The sequence below is a fragment of the Corynebacterium sp. KPL2861 genome, assembly GCF_040225475.1.
In the GTDB taxonomy this organism is placed as follows: domain Bacteria; phylum Actinomycetota; class Actinomycetes; order Mycobacteriales; family Mycobacteriaceae; genus Corynebacterium.
Map to the genome: position 1 here is coordinate 188,227 of NZ_JBEHFW010000004.1, position 19,179 is coordinate 207,405.

The 19,179-nt window shown below is 58.4% G+C and carries 18 protein-coding genes; 11 read left to right on the top strand and 7 right to left on the bottom strand.

Features of this window, described 5'->3' with window-relative positions; translation table 11 throughout:
* Positions 1 to 2 precede the first annotated feature (2 nt).
* Both ABRP84_RS04855 and ABRP84_RS04860 read left to right on the top strand, forming a co-directional pair.
* Entirely contained in the window at positions 3 to 1,766 is a 1,764-nt protein-coding gene (locus tag ABRP84_RS04855) for a hypothetical protein (RefSeq protein WP_023023394.1), read from the top strand.
* A gap of 50 nt (positions 1,767 to 1,816) precedes the next feature.
* Entirely contained in the window at positions 1,817 to 3,109 is a 1,293-nt protein-coding gene (locus tag ABRP84_RS04860; protein WP_349852884.1) for a deoxyguanosinetriphosphate triphosphohydrolase, read from the top strand.
* Between the two features lie 172 nt (positions 3,110 to 3,281).
* On the opposite strand, the gene ABRP84_RS04865 is transcribed toward ABRP84_RS04860, so the two are convergent.
* Both ABRP84_RS04865 and ABRP84_RS04870 read right to left on the bottom strand, forming a co-directional pair.
* The gene (locus tag ABRP84_RS04865) at positions 3,282 to 3,515 is read right to left on the bottom strand and encodes a hypothetical protein (RefSeq protein WP_349852885.1); all 234 of its coding nucleotides are present in this window, start codon (positions 3,513 to 3,515) and stop codon (positions 3,282 to 3,284) included.
* A 2-nt stretch (positions 3,516 to 3,517) separates the two neighbouring features.
* The gene (locus ABRP84_RS04870) at positions 3,518 to 3,940 is read right to left on the bottom strand and encodes a guanyl-specific ribonuclease (protein WP_034659067.1); all 423 of its coding nucleotides are present in this window, start codon (positions 3,938 to 3,940) and stop codon (positions 3,518 to 3,520) included.
* 225 nt (positions 3,941 to 4,165) lie between these two features.
* Here ABRP84_RS04870 and dnaG point away from each other — a divergent pair, with 225 nt between their 5' ends.
* Positions 4,166 to 6,085 (top strand): DNA primase, encoded by a 1,920-nt coding sequence (gene dnaG, locus ABRP84_RS04875; protein ID WP_349852886.1) that lies wholly within the window; start codon positions 4,166 to 4,168, stop codon positions 6,083 to 6,085.
* Positions 6,086 to 6,138: 53 nt separating this feature from the next.
* On the opposite strand, the gene ABRP84_RS04880 is transcribed toward dnaG, so the two are convergent.
* The gene (locus ABRP84_RS04880; protein WP_023023385.1) at positions 6,139 to 6,420 is read right to left on the bottom strand and encodes a hypothetical protein; all 282 of its coding nucleotides are present in this window, start codon (positions 6,418 to 6,420) and stop codon (positions 6,139 to 6,141) included.
* 138 nt (positions 6,421 to 6,558) lie between these two features.
* Between ABRP84_RS04880 and ABRP84_RS04885 the strand changes: the two genes are divergently transcribed.
* Positions 6,559 to 6,684 carry a hypothetical protein gene (locus tag ABRP84_RS04885; RefSeq protein WP_349852887.1) on the top strand — a complete coding sequence of 42 codons (126 nt, stop codon included), beginning with the start codon at positions 6,559 to 6,561 and terminating at the stop codon, positions 6,682 to 6,684.
* A 144-nt stretch (positions 6,685 to 6,828) separates the two neighbouring features.
* Positions 6,829 to 8,115, top strand: coding sequence for an acid phosphatase (locus ABRP84_RS04890; protein ID WP_349852888.1), 1,287 nt, complete (start codon positions 6,829 to 6,831; stop codon positions 8,113 to 8,115).
* A 46-nt stretch (positions 8,116 to 8,161) separates the two neighbouring features.
* On the opposite strand, the gene ABRP84_RS04895 is transcribed toward ABRP84_RS04890, so the two are convergent.
* Together ABRP84_RS04895 and ABRP84_RS04900 are read right to left on the bottom strand one after the other, a co-directional pair.
* A complete protein-coding gene (locus tag ABRP84_RS04895; protein ID WP_349852889.1) occupies positions 8,162 to 9,379 on the bottom strand; it encodes an acetyl-CoA C-acetyltransferase in 1,218 nt (405 codons plus the stop codon).
* Between the two features lie 9 nt (positions 9,380 to 9,388).
* Positions 9,389 to 10,162: an IclR family transcriptional regulator domain-containing protein gene (locus tag ABRP84_RS04900; protein ID WP_284624378.1), complete on the bottom strand. Its 774-nt coding sequence runs from the start codon at positions 10,160 to 10,162 to the stop codon at positions 9,389 to 9,391.
* A gap of 115 nt (positions 10,163 to 10,277) precedes the next feature.
* Here ABRP84_RS04900 and ABRP84_RS04905 point away from each other — a divergent pair, with 115 nt between their 5' ends.
* Positions 10,278 to 11,021: a CoA transferase subunit A gene (locus ABRP84_RS04905; protein WP_005278125.1), complete on the top strand. Its 744-nt coding sequence runs from the start codon at positions 10,278 to 10,280 to the stop codon at positions 11,019 to 11,021.
* A complete protein-coding gene (locus ABRP84_RS04910; protein ID WP_284641414.1) occupies positions 11,021 to 11,662 on the top strand; it encodes a 3-oxoacid CoA-transferase subunit B in 642 nt (213 codons plus the stop codon). The genes ABRP84_RS04905 and ABRP84_RS04910 overlap by 1 nt, the downstream gene beginning before the upstream one ends.
* A 75-nt stretch (positions 11,663 to 11,737) precedes the next feature.
* On the opposite strand, the gene ABRP84_RS04915 is transcribed toward ABRP84_RS04910, so the two are convergent.
* Positions 11,738 to 13,084 (bottom strand): MFS transporter, encoded by a 1,347-nt coding sequence (locus ABRP84_RS04915; protein ID WP_349852890.1) that lies wholly within the window; start codon positions 13,082 to 13,084, stop codon positions 11,738 to 11,740.
* Positions 13,085 to 13,509: 425 nt separating this feature from the next.
* Between ABRP84_RS04915 and ABRP84_RS04920 the strand changes: the two genes are divergently transcribed.
* The 4 genes from ABRP84_RS04920 (at position 13,510) to ABRP84_RS04935 (ending at position 18,083) form a co-directional block, all read left to right on the top strand.
* Positions 13,510 to 15,066, top strand: coding sequence for a hydroxymethylglutaryl-CoA lyase-like TIM-barrel protein (locus ABRP84_RS04920; RefSeq protein WP_349852891.1), 1,557 nt, complete (start codon positions 13,510 to 13,512; stop codon positions 15,064 to 15,066).
* A gap of 2 nt (positions 15,067 to 15,068) precedes the next feature.
* On the top strand, positions 15,069 to 15,620 hold the full coding sequence (accB, locus tag ABRP84_RS04925; RefSeq protein ID WP_349852892.1) for an acetyl-CoA carboxylase biotin carboxyl carrier protein: 552 nt from the start codon (positions 15,069 to 15,071) through the stop codon (positions 15,618 to 15,620).
* Between the two features lie 17 nt (positions 15,621 to 15,637).
* Positions 15,638 to 17,014, top strand: coding sequence for an acetyl-CoA carboxylase biotin carboxylase subunit (gene accC, locus ABRP84_RS04930; protein ID WP_023023364.1), 1,377 nt, complete (start codon positions 15,638 to 15,640; stop codon positions 17,012 to 17,014).
* Positions 17,015 to 17,159: 145 nt separating this feature from the next.
* Positions 17,160 to 18,083 (top strand): DMT family transporter, encoded by a 924-nt coding sequence (locus ABRP84_RS04935; RefSeq protein WP_349852893.1) that lies wholly within the window; start codon positions 17,160 to 17,162, stop codon positions 18,081 to 18,083.
* A 75-nt stretch (positions 18,084 to 18,158) separates the two neighbouring features.
* Here ABRP84_RS04935 and ABRP84_RS04940 read toward each other — a convergent pair.
* The coding region (locus ABRP84_RS04940; RefSeq protein ID WP_349852894.1) for a PDR/VanB family oxidoreductase at positions 18,159 to 19,179 on the bottom strand (1,021 nt) is incomplete at its 5' end.

The following is a 19,179-nucleotide window of genomic DNA, read 5'->3' on the forward strand; positions in this document are numbered from 1 at the left end:
TAATGAACTTTCGCGCGGTCGAATCTAGGATACGCAAAGACACTTTCGCGGAAAGTATTCCATTGCTCACAACGGCGCTTGTACTTATGTTCTTCGTGAGCCTGTTGATCTCGACTATAGCTGCGGAAGAGGTAGCTGAATCTATGTCAATGGGGCTGATGTATTCAGCTATTATCTCCACTGTTCCCTTTGCCCTAGCTCTCAAATACTGCATAAGGCATGTGGTGGAAGGGAGGCGCCACCACTATGAAGCTCTTCGTCTATTTGGACTGTCGCTAAAGCGAATTCGGCGAGAATTATTTCTCGAATTACTTACGGCGTATGCGTGCTTTGCTATTATCAGCGCTTTTCTTGTTCCCGTGTTGATGAAACCAATCTTTCTCTTTTTGTATTCGGGCTTTGGCGTTGAGCTTCCCAAAGGACTTCCTTCACCGTTGCTAATTGCGCCAATTTCGTGGTGCATACTCACAGTCCTGAGCTTTGTTCCCTTTCAACAGGAAACGAAGGTTTTGGAGAATTTGAGTCGGGGCCCGACTAGTAGGGATTCAATACCACGAAGCCCACGAGCTGCACAGCTTCTTCGCTATCCGCTGGGTATAGTGGCTTTTGCCGTGCTACTTGGAGGACTTGGATTAATTCCTCAGGCGACACCTGCAAGTAGGTGGCCATTGATCTTTGTATATTGCGTTCCGTTTTTGGTGAGTGCGGCTTCTGTATTTATTTACGCTGTTGTCCTCTATCTTGTCGAATTTTTTGCCCTTAAGCTCAGGAGATGGAGTCCTCTGCTTTTGGGAGTCCGGTACACACGGTCCTTTATTGCTACTACCGTATTGCGGGTTTCTTGTATCTTTGTCATGTTTCCAATCATTCTTTTTATTGCGAATGATTCTGCACTTTTCTCCGCTAGAGAAGCATTAGCAGACAACGCTAAGGATGTGTACGTCGCGACGCCGGAGGAAGGCGACACTTCTAGCTCGGTTAACGCTGAGAATGCTTGCCGGACCCACTCGGAAGACTGCTTAGGTGTTCTTAGCTGGGTGCCTGCTGTCGAGGGCCCAAACGGACTTCAGCCTTCCACCCCAGAAGAAGGCGCGGTCTTTGCTTTAGTGGAAGATCGGGAAGGAACGGTCGGCTCGTTGGTGAGAAACCCAACGGTAACCGAGCGGGAACCTAGATCGCCGTTTGATCAGACTTGGATGCGGCCATGGGATCAAACCTTTAATTCTCGGGAGGATCCTGCGTGGGAAAGGGCCGAAGAAGAAGGTGCAGCCTACTCTGTAGCTGTATTCTCGAAGGAAGTAGAGCTGCGGGATTTCGGGGCATTGCACGTTATAGGCGCTAATCAATGGGCCGAGAACTTACCTTCGACATTGTTTTACGGTCCGAATGGTACAGGTACTAGCGAGTTTATCCCTCTGTTCGCTTATGTGATTGTTGGGGGAGCGGTTCTCATTTTCGGACTCGCCTTGGCACAGCAAGGTCGGCTCATCCGCTTCGTTACCATCGCTTGGCAGCAAGGAGTTTCAGCCGCAGAAGCACACCGCAATAGGATACTTGCTAACTGTCTGCCGTCTGCCTTTGCAGTAGTTTTATCGCTAGGATCAGCCGGACTTTTGAGTCTGTACATGAACTACAATATTGCGCAAAAGCTTGTGCTACATTTCCCCGCTGTTCCTATTGGGCTCATCTTTTTCTTAGTTGTGGTCGTCGGCTTGGCTTCGATCGGCGGTAATTTCGTGAAAGGTCCGCAAGGTACAAAGAGCTAAGCAGCCACGTTGCTGCCCCAAAAGGCCAGTTCACAGAATAAACTTAGAGCGTGTCTTATTCTTATGCTGCAGCTGATTTTGCCCGGCTGGCCGAAGAACGGCCCAAGGGATCCACGATTAGCGATATCGAAGAACACCGCGGGGTATTCTCCCGCGACCGTGCCCGCGTCTTGCACTCGGCTGCGCTGCGGCGATTGGCGGATAAAACCCAGGTCGTAGGCCCACGCGATGGCGATACCCCGCGCACGCGGCTTACCCACTCGCTCGAGGTTGGCCAGATTGCCCGTGGCATCGGCGCCGGCCTCGGCCTCGATCCGGATCTCTGTGACATGGCCGGGCTCACCCACGATATTGGCCACCCGCCCTATGGTCACAACGGCGAAAATGCGCTCAATGAGGTCGCGCAAGGCGGTTTCGAGGGAAATGCGCAAACGCTGCGCATCTTGACCCGCTTAGAGCCCAAAGTCCTCGTCGAGGACGCCGATGGCACCGCCCACAGCTTTGGCCTCAATCTCACCCGCGCTGCGCTCGATGGCGCGTGCAAATATCCTTGGACCAAGACCAATCCGGATGGCACCATCAACCGGAAATACGGCGCTTATGATGAGGACTCGGACCTTTTAACGTGGTTGCGCGAGGGCCACACCGATAACCGAAAGTGCATCGAGGCCCAGGTCATGGACTGGTCCGATGACATTGCTTATTCCGTGCACGACGTGGAAGACGGCATCATCTCCCAGCGCATTTCCTTGAACGTGTTGTGGGATTTGGTGGAGCTAGCCCACCTTGCAGAAAAGGGCGCCGGGGCCTTTGGCGGAACTGCCGATGAACTCTTGGAAGCCGCCGATAGCCTGCGCAATCTCGATGTCATCAACGCCCTTGGCAATTTCGACTACACCCTGCGCGATTATGCCAAGCTGAAAAAGATGACCTCTGAGCTGGTGGGACGCTATGTGGGTGCCACTATTGGCACAACCTCGGAGGCGAATGCTGCGCTCATCAGCGCCAATACGCTCGGCCGCATGCACGGTGACCTGCGCGTTCCGCCCTTGGCGCAGGCAGAGGTCAAGCTCTTAAAGACGATTGCTGTGCTTTACGTAATGGACGAACCGGCGCACCTAGCGCGCCAAGACCGCCAGCGCGAGCGCATCTACCGCGTCTACGATTACCTCGTTGCCGGTGCGCCCGGTTCGCTCGATGCCACCTTCCGCCTGTGGTGGGAGCAGGCCGATACCGACGCCGCTCGCGACCGCGCCATCATTGATCAGATCGCTTCCATGACCGAATCCCGCCTCGAGCGGCTGGCCCGCCGGAGCGCTGACCTTTCGGGGTTCTTGGACTAATAGCTTTGCAGGCTTGGTTGCCCTTTTGAGGGGCTTGGCCGCGGTCTTTCTCTAAAAGTGCAACCTCCGCTGCTATTTTTGAGGCGGAAAAGTGATACTTGAGGGCGCGCAATGCTCAGTTATTGCAGTGGACCTATAGCATCGCGGAATGTCAGTATCTGCGGACTAGCTATTAGCGCGCGAGCCTAACGCCTTCATCGTGGACAACGGCGGCGATGGCCGCGAAGTCATCCAATTCCATTTCCATGTTGGCAGCCACGATGGTGGATATTTCATTCTCGCGCAGGAATTTAGCTAGATCTTCTAGGCTGCGCGGGCCACAATCCACACATCCATGGGTGCGTCCTAAGGCATTGAAGAAATCCGTACGGGTACGGATGGGTTCCGTAATTAAAATGCGGTGCACTATTAATCCTCTGCGTCCGGGATAGAACAGAATGTTTGGTAATGGTCATCGGTGTAGTACCACACATCGGGGTCGGTTTCGGTGCCACCGCCGGTGACGATGCGCCTCGATCCGCGATGATTACTGCCAGGGGTTTCTACCGTGTACTCGCGGTAATAGTCCTGCGCCTGCTGGGGGAGGACGCCTTCATAATTGCCAAAATGGGAATTGTCTTTGTCGGGGTAGTCATAAGGGCCGCCGGCCAGAATATCGTCTGCAGTTTCTTCGGCCTCGCTGGGAAGGGAAGAAATTGCGCAGGTCTCATCCGTCGACGTTGCATCCTCATCACCGCCGAGGTCGAAGCCGAAATAACTAGCGCCTGCGACGATGGCGAGTCCACCAAGGGCCACTGGAAGCGATTTCTTAGACGCTTTGGACTTGGACATGCTCTCTATTGTTGCAGGAAATATCTCGAAAACATAAACGTCCACTGCGTCAAGAGCAATATCCAAAATTGCCCCGTCCCGGGGGTGGGAATACCTGGCGAAAGGCTGCCCCACATGTGGGTAAAACACGGTGATTCTGTGTACTTGTTGATCGGGACAACCTAATGCGACCATCCTGGCTTTGGCGGTTGAGCATTCGATAAATGGGCGGGGTAGTCTGTAGCCATGGCAAAGGGCAGAATTCCGGACAGTGATATCCAAGCTATCCGTGAACGCGCGCCTTTAGAAGAAATCGTAGGCGAATATGTGCAGCTCAAACCAGCAGGGCATGATTCTTTGAAGGGCCTGAGCCCTTTCAAGGATGAAAAGACGCCGTCCTTCCACGTCCGCCCGCAGCGGGGATACTATCACTGCTTTTCCACCGGTAAAGGCGGCGATGTATTCAGCTTCCTAATGGAAATGGAACAGGTCTCTTTTCCGGAGGCCGTGGAAGCCGTAGCGCAGAAGATCGGCTACCACATTAATTACCAGGGCGGCTCGACCGGTGCGCGCAATGAGAAGCCGGGTACTCGGCAGCGGCTCATCGCTGCGAATAAAGCGGTGCACGAGTTCTACCGGAAGCAGCTGGAAACCCCAGAGGCGGCAACGGCGCGCAATTTTTTGCTGGACCGCGGGTTTAGCCGCGAGGTTATTTATGATTTCGAGTGCGGGTACGCCCCAGAAGGTTGGGACACCGCCACAAAGCACCTATTGCGCATGGGCTTTTCCTTTGAAGAACTAGAGGCGGCCGGCATTTCCAAGATGGGCAAGCGCGGACCCATTGACCGTTTTCACCGCCGGTTGCTGTGGCCCATTAAGGATCTTTCCGGCAACGTCATTGGCTTTGGTGCGCGCAAGCTCTTTGATGATGACAAGCTGGGCAAGTACATGAATACGCCCGAGACCATGCTTTATCACAAGTCCAAGGTGCTCTTTGGGCTGGATTTGGCCAAGCGCAATATTGCAGAAGGACACCAGGCCGTGGTGGTGGAAGGCTATACGGATGTGATGGCCATGTACGCGGCAGGCATTAAAACTGCCGTGGCCTCGTGCGGTACGGCCTTTGGTGGGGAGCACTTGCAGGTGCTGCGTCGGCTCATGCTGGATGATTCTTATTTCCACGGCGAGCTCATCTACACCTTCGATGGTGATGAAGCGGGACAGAAGGCCGCGATGCGTGCCTTTGACGGGGAGCAGAAATTTACCGGACAATCCTTCGTCTCTGTGGCGCCAGACGGCATGGACCCGTGCGATCTGCGCCTTGAAAAGGGCGATGCCGCGGTGCGCGATCTGGTGGCAGACCGCATCCCCATGTTTGAATTCGTCATTCAGTCAGTTATTGCTGATTTCCGGATTGATACTGCCGAAGGCCGCTTGCAGGCTTTGCGGCGGGCGGTGCCCATCGTCGCGCAAATCCGGGACCAGCCCCTGCAGCGCGAGTACGCCCGCCGGCTTGCCGGCTGGGTGGGCTGGAACGATCCGGAAGAGGTGCTCCGCCAAGTGCGCGCGGAGGCGAAGAAACCGAAGAAGGCGGATAAGCCGACGATACGCCGCTTTGATAATGCACAGCCGCAGCCGGCGCAGCAGGATGTGCCCATGATCCATCCGCCCAGCCCGAAGGAGACCCATCTGTGGCCGCAGCGGGAGGCGCTAAAGTTGGCCTTGCAGATGCCGGAGGTCGTTGGCTCGTACTTTGATGGCATTACTGCCGATGCCTATACCAACGACGCCTACCGCATTGTCCGGCAGGCGATTTCCGCCGTGGGCGGGGCAGACAAGGGCGCCACTATGTCCGGGGTGGATTGGATTGCCGCCGTTGCCGGGGAAATGCAGGATCTTACGGGAAGGAATTTCGTCTCCGAGCTGGCAGTCGAGGCTATCCTGCCCACGGACGTGGGCGCGGAAAAATATGCGGATTCCGTGCTCTCGCGGCTGCAGGAAACCGTCGTGGGCGATCAGATTGCACAGCTGAAAGCCCAGTTGGGCCGGATGCGGCCTACCGATGATGAGGCCGGCTATAACTCCCTGTTCGCGGACCTCATTGCCTTGGAGCAGGCCCGCCGCGAGCTAAATGACCGCGCCTTTCGCGGAACGCCAGGTATATAAAATCCCCGGGCAGGCACTCGAGCGCTAGTTCAGGTGCTGCACGGGGAAGGGTTTTAATCCTCATCGGGCTCATAAATCCGGTCTGCCTGTGGAGCCTGGTTCCCGCGAGCCTTGCCTTTGCCACGGCGCTTTTCGGAAAGGTCGTGGATTTCGCGCATGCGTGGCTCGGGATCCAGGCGGTTGGCTACCATCTTGCGCGCGGAGCGCACCGCAGATTTGGTGGCGGGGGAGTTGACGGTCTTTTGGTAGGCGCTTTTCATTTGGTGGTAGCGCTTGCGGCCCGCTTTGGTGCCAAATACGTACCCTGCGGCGGCGCCGAAGACGAATTGGATCATTATTGACTAATTCCCCTTTATCCTATGCGAGCAAAAGTTCCTCTCTAGCTTACCGCGTATGTACGCTTTCGCGCCGAAACTGCCCGCTGGAAGTGCTTTCCTGTTTTCATTGGCACCTATTCGCGCTAGGTTGAGTTAATGATTCTTCATCAGCAGCGAGATTCGGCCATGGCCGCCGCGGTGGCATTTGCTGCGCTCGCCACGGCGGGCTTGTCCGTGCCAGGTGCCGAACCGGCCGAGGAGACACGGTTCTGGGTGGAGTAGGCAGGGAGGCATCGATTAGCTTGAGCGGTCATATAACTATTTGTTTAAAAAAGCGCTGAAAAGGGTTAGTGCGAAGTTCATTCTTCCTTAACGTTAGCTGGTTAGTGTGCAGAGGAAATCACTTCTAGCTGAAAGTTGCGATATATGACCCGTATTTTCAATCGTGGTGTTTCGCGCCGAGTACTTGCTCTCGGAGCGGCCGCCAGCTTCACCGTTGCTTCCTTTGCACCCGCCGCGCAGGCGGGTGAGCTTTCGTCCAAGGTGCCGCAGGTACAGGGATCTAGCAGTGGATCCAGCATTGGCCCCTCTCCAGTGCAACACCCAGGCGCGCCGGTTCCTCAGCCCTTTGGTGTGGACTATCTTGCAGGCTTTGAATCCGATATCTCGTCCTACCAATTTGGCAACTATTGGCAGGTTGTCCGCGGGTTTGACCAGATTAAGCACCAGCCTGAGGTCCTTGAAGAAAACATGGACAAGGTAGTGGCAATTAACAATGCGGCTGCCGATGACCCTGAGCTGATCGCCCGTGCGCAATCCGATGCCAAGGCAAGCTCCGGTGGGATGCTAGAAGCCATTTCTGACTCCATGGGAGAGAGCCTGGGCGGCGCATTCCGCGAGGCCTTGGCAGAGCATCGACTGCCAAAGACCCAGTACTTGCTGGGCAATGGCTACGCCGCCCGTGCCGGTGGGATAGCTAGCTCCACCTTCGCAGAAAAGTACTATTTCCATTACGACCGCCCATTCGTGCAGGCACCCGATGCTATTAACCGCTACGAAGACGAGTCGAAGGATCTCTATTCCACCTCGCCGGCTTTCCCCTCTGGGCACACTAACCAGGCAACGTGGATCACCACTTTGATGGCCTCAATGCTCCCAGAGGTAGGCCCGCAGTTGATGCTGCGCGGCGCCGAAGCAGGAAACCACCGCGTCGTCCTGGGTGTGCACTACCCATTGGACGTCATCGGAGGCCGCATGACTGGTCAAGCTGCGGCGGCGGATCGTTTGAACGATGACCGCATGCGCGATGCATTGCAACAGGCTGCGCAGGAAATTCGGGAAGAGATTCAGTGGCGGACGGGCAAATCTGTAGAAGAACTCGTCGCACAGGATAAGGCCGATGGCAAGGAATACCGGTCCACTACAGATGCTGTAGACGAATACACGGAGTTCTTGGATTATGATTTCACTCAAAGCAATCCAACGGATGCGCCGATGGTTGTGCCGCAGGCCGCCCCGGTACTACTCGCTGCTTCCCACCCGGATCTGACTCCGGAACAGCGCGCCGAGGTGCTACGCCAGACCGCACGCCCTGCCGGCAATCCATTGGATTGGCAAGGCAAGGACGGCTCCTGGCAGCGGCTTAACGTGGCCCGCGCCATGGCGGCGCAAGTTACCGTTAATGCAGATGGCAGCGTGAGCGTCCAAGGCTAGCTTGGTCGCCCGTCCCCCGATACCGCCTAGGCCCTCACTGCGAGGACTAGGCGGGTTCGATTATGGCGGCAAGGCCCTGGCCGCCGCCGATGCACATCGTGACCAGCGCGCGCTTGCCACCGGTGCGGCGCAGGTGGTGCGCGGCGGTAACCACGATGCGGGCGCCGGTCGCGCCCACCGGGTGGCCCAGCGAGATGCCGGAACCGTTGGGGTTGAAGCGAGGATCTTCGGGGGAAATGCCCCACTGATCTAGTACCGCGAGGGCTTGCGCGGCAAAGGCTTCATTGAGCTCGATGAGGTCGAGGTCATCGAAGGTGAGATCGAGGCGGTCCATGACCTTACGGGTGGCCTCAACTGGTGCGATGCCCATGCGCTCTGGTTCTACACCGGCAAGCGCCCAGCCCTTCAATACCACCATCGGCTCGAGGCCGAGCTCGTCGGCCTTTTCGCGGGTGGTAACGAGCACGGCGGCGGCACCGTCGTTTTGGCCGGAGGCGTTACCTGCGGTCACCGTGGCCTCGTCGTCCTGCTTGCCCATCACCGGGCGCAGTTTGGATAGTTTTTCCACGCTGGAATCGGCGCGCACGTGCTCATCCTTGTCCACGATGATGGGATCCCCCTTGCGCTGGGGAACGGAGACGGGCACGATTTCGGCATCGAAAAGCGCCTGCTCTTGCGCGCGGACGGCATTGAGGTGGGAACGCACCGCAAGCTCATCTTGGTCCTCGCGCGACAGGGAACGCTCGCGGCGGAGGTTCTCGGCGGTTTCGATCATGCCGCCGGGGATGGGGTGGTTTTTGCCACCGGCGGTTTCGCGGGCCTCCTGGAGGCGATCGCGAAAGACCATGTTGCCGCCCTTCGCACCCCACCGAATGTCGCCGTCCACGGTGTACTCGGTGCGCGACATGGATTCGGCACCGCCGGCGATGACTACCTCGGCTGCGCCGGTGGCGACGTGGGCGGCGGCGGTGACGATGGCTTGCAGGCCGGAGCCACAGCGACGGTCGAGCTGCATGCCGGTCACGGAGACGGGCAGGCCGGCATTGAGTGCGGCGACGCGGCCGAGGGCAGGCGCAGCGCCGTTCGGGGAGGCTTGGCCGAGGATAATGTCATCGATGGCGTTCGGATCGATGCCGGATTCTTCCACGATGGTAGATACCACCAAGCTGGCTAGATCCTGGACGGCTACGGATTTGAGCGCGCCGCCGTAGCGGCCGACTGGGGTGCGCTTGGGGTAGCACAGGACAACGTCTTGGGTATGCATGGATTCTCCTTAGGAAATTTCGGTGGTAGTGAGATCGTGGGAAATGGCCGCGCACGTAGTGAGGAGCTCCGGGAGGATCTGCGCGGTGAGATCTTGGGTGGAATACACGGAGGTCTGGGTGGAAATATTGATGGCCGCTACTGCGCGCCCGGTGCGATCCCGGATGGGAACGGCGATGGAGCGCAGACCGATTTCTAGCTCTTGATCCACGATGACCCAGCCGCGCCGCCGCACCTCACCGAGGCGGGCTCGCAGCGCGTCCTGGGATACCAGGGTGTGCGGGGTGACCTGCTCGAGCGGGGCGGTGGTGGCGAAATACTCATCCAGCTCCGCCGGCGTTAAATCAGCGAGCAGCACCTGACCCATGGACGTAGCGTGCGCTGGGAAGCGCGTACCGATGGTGATATTGGTGGACATGATGCGGTGCGCTGCGGCGCGGGCGATATAGACCACGGTGTCGCGGTCGAGCACGCTGACGGAGCAGGACTCATCGAGTTTGGTGGATAACTCCCTCAAATGGGGTTGGGAAATATCTGGCAGTCCCAAGCTCGATAGGTACGAATAGCCCAGTTCTAAAACGCGGGGGGTGAGCCAAAAATCTGAGCCATCGGTGCGGGCATAACCTTCTGCGACAAGCGTGTGTAGAAAGCGGCGTGCGGTGGCGCGCGCTAAGCCTGTGACCTCGGCGACCTGGGCCAGTGTCTGCCGCGGGCGTTCGCCATTAAACGAGTGAATGACGTTGAGTCCGCGGGCTAGAGATTGCACTACGGGGGTATCTGCCACGGTGTGTCCTCCAAGCTATTTTTAGGGTTAAGTGGCCCAGGTCTCTTTAGTATACCCGATAATGTTCGCATTCTGAACCCTTGTGCTGTCTGTGAACCGCACGTAGTCTAAGGCCATGTTGAATAAAGTCATAGCCTCAGTAGAGGAGGCCGTCGCGGATATCCCGGACGGTTCCTCCATCGCGGTGGGCGGATTCGGCCTTGTGGGTATCCCGGCGCAACTCATTGCTGCGCTGCGTTCCCAGGGCGCGAGCGAGCTCACCATCATTTCCAATAACCTTGGTACGGATGATTTCGGCTTGGGCCTGCTGCTCAAGGATCACCGCATCGCCCGCTCCATCGGTTCCTACCTGGGAACCAATAAGGAATATGCGCGTCAGTACCTCGAGGGCGAGCTCACTGTTGAGTTCACCCCGCAGGGTACCTTGGCAGAGCGCATGCGCGCCGGTGGCGCGGGCATTCCAGCCTTTTACACCAAGGCTGGCGTGGGCACGCCGCTTGCCGATGGCGATATCCCCACCCGCTACAATCCCGACGGCACCATCGCGGAGACCTCCGCCCCGAAGGAAACCCGCGAGTTCAATGGCGAGCTCTACGTTATGGAAGAAGCACTCACCCCGGACTTCGCCTTCGTCCACGCCGCTCGCGCGGACCGCTTTGGCAATCTCGCTTTTAATAAGACCGCCCAGAACTTCAACCCAGATGCAGCCAAATCTGCCGATATCACCATCGTGCAAGCGGAACAGCTGGTAGAGGCCGTTCCGCCCGCAGAGGTGGATGTGCCCGGCATCTACGTGGACCGCGTAGTGGAAGTGGGCAAGCAAGAAACCGGAATCGAATTCAGGACGGTGAGCAAGTAATGACCTGGTCACGCGAAGAAATGGCGGCGCGCGCCGCACAAGAACTGGACAATGGTGACTACGTCAACCTGGGCATCGGCATGCCGACGCTCATCCCTGGCTACCTGCCAGAGGGCCGTGAGGTGGTCCTGCACTCCGAGAACGGAATCTTGGGCGTTGGCGCCTACCCTGAAGAGGACCAGGTGGATCCGGAGCTAATCAATGCCGGTAAAGAAACCATTACCGAAGCCCCTGGCGCATCCTTCTTCTCCTCGTCCGAATCCTTTGCCATGATCCGCTCCCGCGCCATCGACGTCGCGGTGCTCGGTGCCATGGAGGTATCCCAATTTGGCGACCTAGCCAACTGGATGATTCCCGGCAAGATGGTCAAGGGCATGGGCGGTGCGATGGATCTAGTGCATGGCGCCAAGCGCATCGTGGTGATGATGCAGCACGTTTCCAAGCACGGCGATTCCAAGATTCTGGCGGAGTGCCAGCTGCCGCTGACCGGCGCGCGGTGTGTGGATCTCATCATCACCGACCGCGCCGTATTCACTGTGGACGAGCTGGAGGGCCTGACGCTTATCGAGGTCGCCGAGGGTGAAACCGAGGAGTCCATCCGTGAGGTTACGGACGCGCCCTTTAAGGTAGCGCTTGACTAATTAGTTATGGACGTAAACAATCGCCGCTTCCCGGGAAAGACTGGGAAGCGGCGATTTTAGCGTTACGTGGGTGGATTAGACATCGCGCAGGTCCACGCCCTTGGTTTCAGGCAGGATGTACATGCTGACAAGCGTGAGGATGCACAGTGCGACCACGTAGAAGCCAGAAGCCCAGGTAAGGCCGTGGGCCACGAACCACTGGTAAATATACGGTGCGGTACCGCCAAAGACGGCGACGGACAGCGAGTAGGCCAGGCCGATGCTGCGGGTGCGCTGAGCGGTGGGGAAGACCTCGGACATGATGGAGGACAACAGCGCGCCGCCGGCGGCGACGATGACCACGCCGACAGTGGAGGCCACCAGCAGGGTCCATGGGCGGTCATCGATGAAGTTCATTAGCGGGATCTGCAGAACGGCTAGGCCAATCGCACAGATATAAATGACGGGCTTGCGGCCAATCTTATCGGACAGGCTGCCCCACAGCGGCAGGGCGATGAGGCCCGCGGTCTGTGCGGCCACGGTGACCCAATAAGCACCCTGGGTGGACATGCCCTCGTGGCTAATGGCGTAGGTGGAAACATAGGACGTCCACGTGTAGTGCGCGGCCGTAACGCCGGAGACCATGCCCACGACGAGCAAGATATTCTGCCATGCCGGGCGAACAACCGAGGCAGGCTTTTGCGAATTCACGGACTTCTTGGTGCGCTTCGGGGCCTCAACGGTGGGCTCCGCGCTATCGATCTCCTGGAAGTGATCGGATTCCTTCATGTGGCGGCGCAGGTACAACGCGATCAGCGCTGCGACGGCACCCAAGAGGAACGGGATGCGCCAGCCCCATGCGCCAATCTGCTCGTCCGTCAGGACCAGCGAAATACCGCCGCCCAAGACGTAGGCGATGACCGAGCCGCCGAAGATGGAGACGTAGACCATGGAACCCCAGCGGCCGCGGTGGGCGTTCGGGGCGATTTCGGGAATGTAGCTATTGGCGGCTGCAGATTCACCGCCGTGTGCAAAGCCCTGCAGCACGCGGATGAAGAGCAGGCCGACAGAAGCCCAGATGCCAATGGTCTCGTAGGTGGGCATCAAGCCGATGAGGACGGAGGCGCTGGCCATCATGATGATGGTAGTCATCAAGACGGTCTTGCGGCCCCGCTGGTCAGCGATGCGGCCAAAGATGATGCCGCCCAGCGGGCGGACCAAGAAGCCGACGGCGAAGACACCGAAGGTGGCAAGCAGTGCGGAAGCAGTATCGCCCTTGTCGAACATCGCCGCGGCGATGAACGGGGCGAAGACCGCGTACGAGCTCCACTCGTACCATTCAAGGACCTGGCCGGTCAGGCTGGCTGCGAGGGATTTGCGGTCTATCTTCGTCGCACCCGTTGGCGTGGTGGGCGTGGGGCTCGGTGGGGCGGTAGAAGTCAATGTTCCTCCTAGGGATGGGTCCGAAATATTGAGGAAGATATTACGCACATCACACTTCGATTAGTTCGCGATGTGAGCCACGCAAATTCCGACACCATCGAGGTGGATGTGGTTGCTGGCTAGAAAGTGCATGTCGTCCACCACTTTTTAGGGGAGGTGACCGAAAAAACTTTACGTTCGCTAAGTGAACAGTAGTGCGCAATGTGACCCCGTATAGGGGTATTTGGGCAAATTCTTTGCCGTAACGAGCTTGGAATTCGCAGGAAAAGGTCATTTCTGGCTGTAATTCCGGCACTGAAGATTTAGGCGTGGTGTAGCGTGTGAGCCACGACACGGAAGGTTTTCGAAGAGTCTTGAACCACCAAAGTGAACCATCACTGTGAACCAACCGAGTCTTTCCGGAGCCACACCCTAAGGAGGGATTTATGACTGCTCTTAGTCCCGAGGAACTAAGCACAGAAGGCCTCGCCGAAATCATGGCCGCGGGCGGACGCCCAGCCGATAGCGAGCGCAAGATCAACATCATCGATACCACCCTGCGCGATGCGCACCAGAGCATCTGGGCCACCCGCATGACCACGAGCCACATCCTTTCGCTATTGGATGACATCACCAACGCTGGTTTCGAGCACGTGGACTTGGTAGCGCCCATCCAATTCGACGTCTCCGTGCGCTACCTCAAAGAAGACCCGTGGGAGCGCGTTCGCCTCGTGCACGAGAACGCCGCGCCGGGCACCAAGTTCCGCGCCCTCATTCGTTCCAAGAACCTGGCTTCCTTCGACTTCCTGCCGGATGACGCCATCTTGAACTGGACCGAGCGCCTCTATGCCAATGGCTTCCGTGTGATCGGCTCCTTTGATGGCTTGAATGACATCGACAACATCGACCAGGGCCTCAAGTTGGCCAAGGAACTCGGTGCCGAAACCTTCGGTGCATTGTCCTACTGCTTGAGCCCGGTGCACACCGATGATTTGTACAAGCGGAAGGCTACGGAGCTGCTCGAGCGCACCGATGTGGACCGCATCATGCTGAAGGACGCCGGCGGCCTGCTGACTCCGGACCGTTTGAAGACCCTCATCCCGGCGATCCGCAGCTCCATCGGTGACGTACCGCTCGAAGTACACACCCACTCGCTGACCGGACTGTCGCCGCTGACCTACCTCTACGCAGCGGAATTGGGCGTGGACTCCATCCACACCTCTATCGCTCCGCTGGCCAATGGCCCGGGACAGCCAGCCACCCAAGCCGTGGTGCGCGATCTTCGCGCGCTGGGTTACACGGTGGACGTCGACGATGAGCGTATCGATTCCGCCAGCGAGCGCATTCAGGAAATCGCCGATACGGAAGATAAACCGGTTGGCGTTCCGCGCGCATTCGATGGCTTGCACTACATGCACCAGCTACCTGGCGGCATGCTCACCAACTTCGAATCCCAGCTGGAAACCGCTGGGTTGGGTGACCGCTTCGAAGAACTGCTGTACGAGGTGGCTCGCGTGCGCGAAGAGCTCGCATACCCCATCATGATTACGCCGTTTGCCCAGTTCGTGGGTACCCAGGCCGTCATGAACGTGATGACGGGTGACCGTTACTCCGTGGTCCCGAACGAGATTAAGAAGTACGCCTTGGGCTACTACGGCGAGCCGCTCGCTCCGCTAGACCCAGACGTGCTGGAGAAGATCATGGCCAACGGTTCCTCCGAAATCACGGAGGAAATCCCCGAACTCAAGCCGGTTCTGCCGGATCTGAAGAAGGCCCACCCGGACGAGGACATCGACACCCTGTTGCTGCGCGTGATGTTCGCCGGCAGCCAGGTCGATGAGATGAAGCGCTTTGTGGCCGAAGGCCGCGGCGGCGAGGGTGAAGGCGTCAAGGGCGGCGTCCTTACCTCCCTGGTACAGCAAATCTACGACTCTTCCGATACCACCGACTTCCGCCTCAAGACTTCCGACTTGGAAATCAACCTCACCAAAGGAGAAAAGTAACCATGACTGATTCCACCAACTTGCACGACCTGAAGTCCCTGCTGAAGTGGGCCAACCTTTCTGATGACATCCAAGAGCTGCAGATTAAGTACGGCGATGTCGAGCTCGCGATGTCCCGCACCCCGGGCGGCCTGAACCGCCCGGCGCCGGCTCCGGAAGCCGCTCCGGCCGCAGCTCCAGCAACAACACCAGCACAGGAAGCCGCACCGGCTTCCGCGCCTGCCGCTGAGCCTGAGTCCAAGCCTGCTCCTGCACAAGAGGAAGCACCGAAGGAAGAGCCCAAGGCTTCCGGCTCCGGTGAGCCTTCCGCAGAGGGCGAGACCGTGAAGGCTCCCATGGTCGGTACCTTCTACGCTGCTCCGAAGCCAGGCGCAGATCCGTTCGTCAAGGTGGGCGACGAGGTCGAGGTTGGCCAGGTGCTCTGCATCGTTGAGGTCATGAAGCTGATGAACAACATCGAGTCCAAGGTTGCCGGCACCGTGAAGGAAATCCTCGTTGATAACGAGGATGCCGTGGAGCACGGTCAGCCCATCATGGTCATCCAGCCGAAGTAATCGATCTGGAGGAAAATATGTCAGATCTATTAGGTAGCGTGCTCATCGCTAACCGCGGTGAGATTGCGCTTCGTATCATTCGCGCCTGCAAGGAATTGGGCATTAAGTCCATCCTTACTTATTCCGAAGGCGATAAGGACTCCTTGCCGGTAAAGCTCGCCGATCAAGCAGTATGCATCGGCCCAGCGAATGTCTCCAAGAGCTACAACAGCCCTGAGCTGGTTATCTCCGCAGCCATGGCGTACAAGGCGGATGCCATTCACCCGGGCTACGGCTTCTTGTCCGAGAAGCCGGACTTTGTCCGCATGGTGGAAGAAGAAGAGATCGGCTTTGTTGGCCCTTCAGCTGAGCACATCGGCTTGATGGGTGACAAGATCGCGGCTAAGCGCATCGCTAAGTCCGCCGGTGTTCCTACCGTTCCGGGCTCCGACGGCGTGGTCACCGAATTCGATGAGGCGCTTGAGGTTGCCCGCGAGACCGGCTTCCCGCTGCTGATTAAGGCAGCCGCCGGCGGTGGTGGACGCGGTATGCGCGTCGTGGAATCCGAGGACACGCTGGAAAAGGACCTCAACGAGATCATGAACGAGGCAGAGTCCGCGTTCAATGACCCGTCGGTCTATATCGAGCGCTTCTTGACGGATATCCGCCACATCGAGATTCAGGTGCTGGCCGATGGCGAAAATGCCGTTGCCCTGGGAGAGCGCGACTGCACCTCGCAGCGCCGCAACCAGAAGCTCATTGAGGAAGGCCCTTCGCCGGTGCTGACTGATGAGTTGCGCCAGGAAATGCAGGAAGCCGCGATTAACCTGTGTAAAGAGGTGAAGTACAAAAACGCCGGAACCATCGAGTTCGTCTTCGATAACATCGAGGATAAGTTCTACTTCATCGAGATGAACACCCGCATCCAGGTGGAGCACCCCGTAACGGAGATGATCACCGGTGTGGACCTCATCAAGGAGCAGCTGCGCATTGCCTCCGGGCAAAAGCTGTCCATCACCCAGGATGATGTGGAGATTCGTGGCCACGCCATCGAGTGCCGCATCAACGCCGAGGATCCGAACCAGAACTTCGCGCCGCGGCCGGGCAAGATCGAACACTACCGCGTGCCAGGTGGCTTCGGTGTGCGCATGGATACCCACATCGAGACGGGATACACCATCCCGCCGTTCTATGACTCCATGGTGGGCAAGCTCATCGTATGGGCAGAAGACCGCGATGAGGCCATTACCCGTATGCTGCGCGCCATCGACGAGCTGCAGGTAGAAGGCGTTGTCACCACGGCGCCATTCCAGGCCATGCTGTTGGACAGTGAAAAGTTCCGCAGCGGCGAGTTCAACACTGGTTACGTTGCCAAGCTGCTGGAAGGTACCGACTCCATCCCTACGGATGACTAACCCCGGCTCCTTCTAGCGAGAGAGTGCAGGTTCCGCTTTGTGCTGGCCTGCACTCTTTTGCATTTTAAGTCTCTAAATTTATAGCTCTATGTCACGCCTAGTCCCAGGCTTTGCTTAGACCCAAACCTGTGGGGAAGGAAAAACAATGTTGGTTATCGCCGCCATGCTGGTCGGCGCCATCGTGCCGGCGCAAACGGCCATTAATACTCGTCTGCGCGAGTCCGTGGGCTCGCCCATCGCTGCCGGGTTCTTCTCCTTTATTATCGGCTTTGCCGTCTCCGCCATCCTCGCGCTGATAGTCACCGGTGACGCGATACCGGACCTGGCGCTGGCGGCCGCGCAACCGTGGTGGGTATGGCTCGGCGGTTTTATGGGCGTGGCCTTCATCGTGGGAAATATCTTGCTCTTCCCGCGCATCGGCAGCGTAGAGACCGTCATTCTTCCCATCTTGGGTCAGGTGACGATGGGCCTAGTTTATGATCTGACCGGCCTTTTTGAATCGCCGCTGGTGCCGGTCGGCCCGCTGCGCGTCCTCGGTGCCCTCATTGTGGTGGGTGGCATCGCCTTGGTATTAGAAATAGGCCGGGGTGCCGTCACCACCCGCGCACAAGCTACCGGGCTTTCGCTGTGGCTGTGGCGTGTCTTCGGCGTGCTCATCGGCATGGGCTCTGCCACCCAAACAGCCGTTAACGGCTACCTGGGAGGTGCGTTGCACAGCCCCATGCCCGCCAGCGTGATTTCCCTGGGCGTTGGCGTGATTTTATTGGCCCTGCTAACCCTGGGGTGGAAGGCTCCTCGCCGCGCCTTATTGAGCGGCATCGCACCCGGGCCCTGGTGGATGTGGCTTGGTGGTGTGCTCGGCGCGCTCTTTGTGGTGGGCGGCGCGACGCTTTCGCCCATGATTGGCACCGGCACGACGGTTATCGGCTCGCTAGTAGGTTCAATCATTTGCGGCCAGGTCATCGAATCGCTGGGTTGGGGCAATGCCGAGCGCGGCCTGCCGCCGGTGCACCGCATCATCGGCCTAGTCTTGGTCATCATCGGCGTGATTATGGTGCGCGCCCTATAGGTCAGTGCTGCGCTTGCCGATGCCCCAATTTTCCCAGCCCAGCTTCCCCACCCGAGTAGCGTAAGAGAGCTGGTTTTATTGCCGCCAGCGCTCCAAGGTGAGCTTGGGGCTTAATGCGCGGGAGACGCACGGCGCGAAAGCACCATCGGCATACATTTGCGCGTCATAGACGGAATCGCGGTGATCTGGTTCGCCGTCGACCACGCGCATGATGCAGGTGCTGCACGTGCCTTCCAAGCAGCGCGATTTTACGGGCAGATCGAGTTCCTCGAGGACCTCTAGGACCGTCTTATTCTCTGGAATTTCTACCGTCTCGCCGCAAAATTCTACATCGAATGGCCCGTCGCCAGCCCCGGCGTTTTTCTCACCGGACAGTGCTTTTAGATCGGGGTGGAAGTTCTCCCAGTGAAATGCGTGCTCGGGCAGGTAGTCGAGCGCGACTTCCTTGGCAGAATCCATAAAGCCTTGCGGTCCGCAGACATAAAAGGCCGTCTCCTTCGGCGCTTGGCCCAACAAGTGCCGGTAGATGTCTGCTTGCTTCTCGCGCGGGCGGCCAAAGACCTCAATGAGCTTATCGCCGCAGGTGTCGCGCAATTGCTCGAGGAGCACTGCGTGGTGGCTATCGCGCGCGAAAAAGAGCACGATATATGGCTTGTTCTCGCGCTCGAGGGATTGGGCCATAGAGAGCATCGGCGTAATGCCCACTCCGGCGCCGACCAAGACGTAGTAGCCAGCGTTTGCCACGAGCTCGAAGTTATTAAACGCCTGCGAGATCTCAAAGCTATCCCCGCTGCGCAGCTTTAGCATCGCAATCGATCCACCCGTGGAGTTTTCTTCCCGCTTGACCGCGACGCCGTACGTTGGCCGTTCCTGTTGGCCAGCGGCAGGCGAAGAGGAACCGGTCAGCTCAAAAACCGAGTATTGCCGGGTAAGCATCTCGCCATTTGCTCCCGGGAGGGTGATATCGACGTGGCAGCCGGGGGAGTAATCTGCGAGCGGAGCATCACCGTCCAGCGAAAATTCGATGACCGCAAGGTCATCGGCAACGGCGGTGACGTTTTGCACTGTGGCGGTGGTGGAGGGGGCATCGGCAAGC

Bases quoted from the DNA above. Each gene is read 5' to 3' on its own strand.
- ABRP84_RS04880 (WP_023023385.1), bottom strand. From the start codon at position 6,420: ATGATCCAATTCGTCTTCGGCGCCGCCGCAGGGTACGTATTTGGCACC.
- ABRP84_RS04920 (WP_349852891.1), top strand. From the start codon at position 13,510: ATGACTGCTCTTAGTCCCGAGGAACTAAGCACAGAAGGCCTCGCCGAA.
- ABRP84_RS04895 (WP_349852889.1), bottom strand. From the start codon at position 9,379: ATGCATACCCAAGACGTTGTCCTGTGCTACCCCAAGCGCACCCCAGTC.
- ABRP84_RS04870 (WP_034659067.1), bottom strand. From the start codon at position 3,940: ATGTCCAAGTCCAAAGCGTCTAAGAAATCGCTTCCAGTGGCCCTTGGT.
- ABRP84_RS04855 (WP_023023394.1), top strand. From the start codon at position 3: ATGAACTTTCGCGCGGTCGAATCTAGGATACGCAAAGACACTTTCGCG.
- ABRP84_RS04890 (WP_349852888.1), top strand. From the start codon at position 6,829: ATGACCCGTATTTTCAATCGTGGTGTTTCGCGCCGAGTACTTGCTCTC.
- ABRP84_RS04935 (WP_349852893.1), top strand. From the start codon at position 17,160: ATGTTGGTTATCGCCGCCATGCTGGTCGGCGCCATCGTGCCGGCGCAA.
- ABRP84_RS04910 (WP_284641414.1), top strand. From the start codon at position 11,021: ATGACCTGGTCACGCGAAGAAATGGCGGCGCGCGCCGCACAAGAACTG.
- ABRP84_RS04905 (WP_005278125.1), top strand. From the start codon at position 10,278: ATGTTGAATAAAGTCATAGCCTCAGTAGAGGAGGCCGTCGCGGATATC.
- dnaG (WP_349852886.1), top strand. From the start codon at position 4,166: ATGGCAAAGGGCAGAATTCCGGACAGTGATATCCAAGCTATCCGTGAA.
- accB (WP_349852892.1), top strand. From the start codon at position 15,069: ATGACTGATTCCACCAACTTGCACGACCTGAAGTCCCTGCTGAAGTGG.
- ABRP84_RS04885 (WP_349852887.1), top strand. From the start codon at position 6,559: ATGATTCTTCATCAGCAGCGAGATTCGGCCATGGCCGCCGCGGTGGCA.
- accC (WP_023023364.1), top strand. From the start codon at position 15,638: ATGTCAGATCTATTAGGTAGCGTGCTCATCGCTAACCGCGGTGAGATT.